At 62.0% G+C, this 6000-nt stretch carries 4 protein-coding genes; 2 read left to right on the top strand and 2 right to left on the bottom strand.

Features of this window, described 5'->3' with window-relative positions; translation table 11 throughout:
• Window positions 1-713: aminotransferase class III-fold pyridoxal phosphate-dependent enzyme (locus tag ACFQ6H_RS27500; RefSeq protein WP_378649984.1), on the bottom strand; the 713-nt coding region annotated here is incomplete at its 3' end.
• A gap of 132 nt (window positions 714-845) precedes the next feature.
• On the opposite strand from ACFQ6H_RS27500, the gene ACFQ6H_RS27495 reads away from it, so the two are divergent.
• Entirely contained in the window at window positions 846-1163 is a 318-nt protein-coding gene (locus ACFQ6H_RS27495; protein WP_378649982.1) for a DUF2322 family protein, read from the top strand.
• On the opposite strand, the gene ACFQ6H_RS27490 is transcribed toward ACFQ6H_RS27495, so the two are convergent.
• Window positions 1134-1763 (bottom strand): Pr6Pr family membrane protein, encoded by a 630-nt coding sequence (locus tag ACFQ6H_RS27490; protein ID WP_378649980.1) that lies wholly within the window; start codon window positions 1761-1763, stop codon window positions 1134-1136. The genes ACFQ6H_RS27495 and ACFQ6H_RS27490 overlap by 30 nt on opposite strands.
• Window positions 1764-1864: 101 nt before the next feature.
• On the opposite strand from ACFQ6H_RS27490, the gene hrpA reads away from it, so the two are divergent.
• Window positions 1865-5770, top strand: coding sequence for an ATP-dependent RNA helicase HrpA (gene hrpA / locus ACFQ6H_RS27485; RefSeq protein WP_378649978.1), 3906 nt, complete (start codon window positions 1865-1867; stop codon window positions 5768-5770).
• Window positions 5771-6000 lie beyond the last annotated feature (230 nt).

Below are 6000 nucleotides of genomic sequence, written 5' to 3'. Positions count from 1 at the left end.
ATCCGGCCGAAACCGGTCACGACCTCGTCGACGACAAACAGAATGTCGTGCTCACGGCAGATGTCACGCACCTCGGCCAGATACCCCTCCGGCGGAAGATACACCCCACCCGCACCGATGATCGGCTCCGCGAAGAACGCCGCGATCTTGTTCGCACCGATCTTCTCGATCAACTCGAGCAGGCTCTTCGCATCGTCCCAGGCGACGGTCGCCGCATCCGCCATCAGCTCGCCGTAACCCTCACGGTTCACCGGAATACCAGCCAAAGCCGTTCCCGCAACATGCATTCCGTGATACGCCTTCTGACGTCCGACAATGATCGTCTTCTCCGGCAGCCCCACCTCGTGCCAGTACCGGCGAGCCAGCTTCGCCGCAGTGTCCACCGAATCCGAACCACCCGAGGTGAAGAAGATCTTGCTCCCGGCAACCGGCGCGATGGCCGCCAGACGCTCGGCCAACACCTGCGTGGTCTCGGGAACAAAATCACCGAAGTTGGAGAAATGAGCGATCTTCGACAACTGAGCCGCCACCGCATCCGCGATCTCGGTGCGCCCGTGCCCGACATTGGTGAACCACAGGCCCGCCGTCGCATCCAGATACCGCGTGCCCTCGGAATCCCAGATGTACGCGCCCTCACCGCGAGAGACGACAAACGCGCCGTTCTTCTCCACAGCGCCCATGTCCGCGAACCCGTGCCACAATGCCGAAGCCATCATTGTCCCCTTCGAATACAAACGATGCTGGTGTGCAAACGATGTGCTGCGACTATATCGACACCGGAAATCCGCGCACGACGGCGCTCGCTCGACGCCGGCTTTTGCGGGCGCACACGTAATCTGTCGACCATGACTTTTGCCGACAATCTTGCAGCACTGCCCGCCATCGATCATCTGGCCGCCATCGAGGTACTCGACACCGACGGAAACGTCATCGACACCGTGGAGAACAAGCCCGGAAAGTCCGGCTCGGTCAAGGTGTACAACCATCTCGCTCAGGTCTACGGCGCGCTGACACCCGAAGCCGCCTCGGCAGGATTGACGATCTTCGCCGAGCACACCGAGGACGCCCGGGCGAACCCCGGGAAGCACCCGAACGTGGACCGCCTCGAGCAGGTGCTCGCCTCCGGCAATCCCCTAGGACTTCGCAGCGTTCCGTCCGCGTAGCCCGGCTCCCAGCCGTCCGACGGCATTGACCGCCAACGCCATCAGGGCCATCGCGATGCCCAGTACGACGAATCCGATGAACAGGGCCAGATAGCCCTGGTGGCGAGGATCCATGAACGGATACGGATACCAGTCGACGATCGGCCCTCGAATCAACGTGTACACCGCGTAGATCACCGGAAACAGCAGCCACTGCAGTGAGCGGGCTTCGGAGATCCTGTGCCTCGAAGCGAAGAACACCCAGTCGAGAAGCATGACCAGGGGAAGAATCCGATGCAGTGCCGAGTTGATCCAGGCATCGTTCAAATTGACGTCGATATCGGCCAGGAGCACGGCGTAGATGATCCCGGTGATCACCATGTACAGCGTCACCGCCCCTCGGATCGACTGCCACGCCTGCGATTGTGGATCTCGAATTGCACCGACCAGCAACACGATCACCGCAAGAATGTTGCTCTCGATGGTGAAGTAGCTCAGATAGTTCGACAGAGACAGATCAGCCGCGTCGCGGATCGGGATCCACAGCAACGCGGCGAGTCCGAACACCGCGAACAACAGTCTCAGGACTCGCACGGCGATCGGCGTCGACAAGACAGGCACCGATGACTCATTTGCGGTATTTGTCGTCACTGGTCGATATTTGCACATCAGCAGGATCTGCGAGCGGTAGTTGTCAATGCGTTCGATAGGCTGTCATCAGCATGTCTACAACACCACCGGCCCCGCTCTCCCCCAAGCGGAGTGACCTGAAGAGCGCACTGGCGCAGGTCTCACTCCGCGACGAGAGTCGACTCCGTCGCAAACTCGACCGTGCCCGCACACCCGACGCTCTGGTGGCGCTGGCCGAAGAAATAAATGCCGCACGCACTCGATTGACGAACCGCGCCGCGAACGTCCCCGCGATCTCGTACCCCGAAGCACTGCCCGTCAGTCAGCGCAAAGACGATATAGCCACCGCGATCTCGGAGAATCAAGTTGTCATCGTCGCCGGCGAGACCGGCTCCGGTAAGACAACTCAGATCCCCAAGATCTGTCTCGAACTCGGACGCGGCGTCCGCGGCTTGATCGGACACACGCAGCCTCGCCGGTTGGCCGCACGCACCGTGGCCGAACGTATCGCCGAAGAACTCGACACCGAACTGGGCGACGCCGTCGGATACACGGTGCGATTCACCGACCAGGTGTCGGACCGCACCTATGTCAAGCTCATGACCGACGGCATTCTCCTCGCCGAGATTCAGCGCGACCGCATGCTCCGACGCTACGACACGCTGATCATCGACGAAGCGCACGAACGCAGCCTCAACATCGACTTCATCCTCGGTTACCTGGCTCAGCTGCTCCCCCGCCGACCCGATCTCAAAGTCATCATCACGTCGGCGACCATCGATCCCGAACGCTTCGCCAAGCACTTCGCCGTCGACGGTAAGCCTGCGCCGATCGTCGAGGTCTCCGGGCGAACCTTCCCCGTCGAGATGCGTTACCGGCCACTGACCGTCGAATCCGGCGACATCACCTTCGACCGCGATCCCGTCGACGCGGTCTGTGAGGCTGTCGACGAACTGAGCTCGGAGGGCGAAGGCGACATCTTGGTCTTCCTCTCCGGCGAACGCGAAATTCGCGACACCGCAGATGCTTTGCGTGACCGGCGTCTTCGCAACACCGAAATCGTCCCGCTGTACGCGCGGTTGTCTGCTGCCGAGCAACACAAGGTGTTCTCGCCGCACACCGGCCGACGCGTCGTCCTTGCCACCAACGTGGCAGAGACCTCACTGACCGTGCCCGGCATTCGCTACGTCGTCGATCCGGGAACCGCGCGCATCTCTCGATATTCGGTGCGCACCAAGGTTCAACGATTGCCGATCGAGCCCATTTCGCAGGCGTCAGCTCGTCAGCGTTCCGGACGTTGCGGCCGCGTCGCCGAAGGAATCTGCATCCGTCTGTACTCCGAGGAGGACTTCGAGTCACGGCCGGCGTTCACCGAGCCGGAGATCCTGCGGACCAATCTCGCATCGGTCATCTTGCAGATGACGGCCCTCGGTCTGGGCGACATCGCTGCCTTCCCCTTCGTCGAGCCGCCGGACCAGCGCGCCGTCAAGGACGGAATCGGACTCCTCGAAGAACTCGGCGCCATCGCGCGAGGTTCCGAGGCCAGCCACCCCGAACTGACGCCGGTCGGCCGCGAATTGGCCCAGATTCCGGTAGATCCGCGAATGGCACGAATGCTGGTGGAAGCCAAGAACAACGGGTGCCTTCACGAAACCCTTGTCATCGTCGCGGCGTTGTCCATCCAGGACGTTCGCGAGCGGCCCGCCGAGTTCCAGCAGGCCGCCGACGAAAAGCACGCCCGCTTCAACGTCGAGAACTCCGACTTCCTGGCCTACCTGAAACTGTGGGACTACTTACGTGAACAGCGTAACGATCTGTCCTCCAACCAGTTTCGCAAGATGTGCCGGAACGAGTTCCTGCACTGGCTCCGTATCCGCGAATGGCAGGATCTGCACGGGCAGCTGCGGCAGATCACCCGCGGTCTGGGCTGGACCGTGGGCGACACCCCCGCAAGCGAGAACGCAATCCATCAGTCACTGCTCGCCGGATTGCTCTCGCACATCGGGTTGCGCGAAGGTGAGAAGCGGGACTATCTCGGCGCCAGGGGCAGCCACTTCGCGATCTTCCCCGGATCCGGATTGTTCAAGAAGCCACCACGCTGGGTCATGGCCGCCGAACTCGTGGAAACGTCGAGGCTGTGGGCGCGCATGTCCGCGCGTATCGAACCGGAATGGGCCGAAAAGCTCGCCCCGCACCTGGTGAAACGCACCTATTCCGAACCGCACTGGTCCTCCAAGCGCGGCTCCGCGATGGCATACGAGCGGGTCACTCTCTACGGTGTTCCGCTGGTGACCGGCCGCGCAGTGACGTATTCGCGAATCGATCCCGAGGCCTCACGCGATCTCTTCATCCGCCATGCGCTCGTGCAGGGCGAGTGGCAGACGAACCACAAGTTCTTCCACGAGAACCGCGCACTCCTCGACAACGTCGAGGAGCTCGAGAACCGTGCGCGCCGCCGCGACATCCTCGTCGACGACGAGACGCTCTACGAGTTCTACGACGAACGCATCGGCCAGGAAGCCGTATCCGCCAAGCATTTCGACCAGTGGTGGAAGTCCGAGCGGCGCAAGAATCCGAGTCTGCTGACCTTCACCCCGGAAACCGTGGTCAACTCCGACGCGGCTGCCGTACTGGGTGGGGAGTACCCGGACGCCTGGCGCCAGGGCGACATGCAGTTCCCGCTGACTTACCAATTCGAGCCGGGCAAGGACGACGACGGCGTCAGTGCACACATCCCGGTCGGCCTACTTGCGCAGCTTCAGCCGGTCGGCTTCGACTGGTTGGTCCCCGGTATGCGCGTCGATCTGGTTACTGCTCTGATCAAGACGCTGCCCAAGAACATTCGACGCGCCGTCGTGCCGGCACCCGACTACGCCGCCGCAGCGTTGGCAGCAGTCAAACCTCGATCCGAGCCGTTGATGACCGCAATGGCCCGCGAACTCTCGCATTTGGGCGGAATTCAGATCGGCGCCAAGGACTTCGATCCGGCCGCGCTGCCCGATCACCTCAAGATGACGTTTGTCGTCGAGGACGAATCAGGCAAGGTCCTCGCGAAGGGCAAGGATCTGGCGCAGCTACGACGCACGCTCGCACCGCGCGTGCAGAAGGAAGTGGCCAAGGCGGCCACCGGAACCGAACGAGCAGCCGCTGCCGTCTGGACGTCCGAGACACTCGGCGCATTGGAGCCGACCATCACCCGTTCCATCGGTGGACAGCAGGTGACGGGCTACCCAGCGCTGGTGCCGGAAAACGGCGGAGTAGCCGTCCGTGTCCTGAGTACGCCGACTGCGCAGGCGCAGGCGATGAGGGAGGGAACGCGAGCGCTCCTTCTGGCGGCCGTTCCCACCCAACTCAAGGCAGTGACCGCCGGCTTGTCGAACACTCAGCGTCTGGCGCTCGGCCAGAATCCAGACGGCGGATTGGAGGCCCTCGTCGACGATTGCCGAGTGGCAGCTGCCAACGAAGTGATTGCGGCCCACGGTGGACCGGTCCGCACACCTGAGGCGTTCGAAGCCCTGGTGAAGATCGCACGCTCCGAACTGGCCGGACGCGTCTCCGCGATCCTGCGCATGATTGTCCCGATCCTCGAACAAGCACACCAACTGAGCGTCGTCCTCGACCGCTCCCGCGGCGAGGCAGCCGACGACGTCCGAGAACAGTTGACCTCACTGCTGTTTCCGGGATTCGTCGCGGAATTGGGCTCAGTACGCCTACGCGATTTGCCGCGATATCTTGCCGCAGCAAAATTCCGACTCGAAGCTCTGCCTGCAAGCGCACAACGAGATCAGCAGGCGATGGATGTCCTCGACCGGGTGTACGCAGCGTACGACCGGTTGTTGGGTTCGTTGCCCGAAGAGCGTCGCACTGCTCGAGATGTCGACGCGATCAGCTGGATGATCGAGGAACTGCGCGTGAGCCTGTTTGCGCAGTCCCTCGGTACACCCACACCGATTTCCGAAAAGCGAGTCCTGAAAGCTATCGAAGCGATCAAGCGATGATGCTCAGCGTGATCGGTGAGATTGCGCGATCAGTAGATTGTCTGAATGTTGACGTTGGTGAGGAAACCACCAAAGGTGGCAACAGTATTGGCGAACCCGAGGGTCACCAGGCTGTTCACGACTCCGAGGACTGCAACTAAGTTCATAACGCCTCCGTGAAGATCCGAGATGCGGACGAACGTACCCGGTAGACACTAAGCGAATAACATGCCCGATTTGTTCGTTTGTTC

It is taken from the genome of Rhodococcus sp. NPDC056506, from assembly GCF_042794945.1.
Classification (GTDB): Bacteria; Actinomycetota; Actinomycetes; order Mycobacteriales; family Mycobacteriaceae; genus Rhodococcus_F.
The sequence above is the reverse complement of the archived record's forward strand: the minus strand, read 5'-3'. Positions and strand labels throughout refer to the sequence as shown.

Bases quoted from the DNA above. Each gene is read 5' to 3' on its own strand.
- ACFQ6H_RS27495 (WP_378649982.1), top strand. From the start codon at position 846: ATGACTTTTGCCGACAATCTTGCAGCACTGCCCGCCATCGATCATCTG.
- hrpA (WP_378649978.1), top strand. From the start codon at position 1,865: ATGTCTACAACACCACCGGCCCCGCTCTCCCCCAAGCGGAGTGACCTG.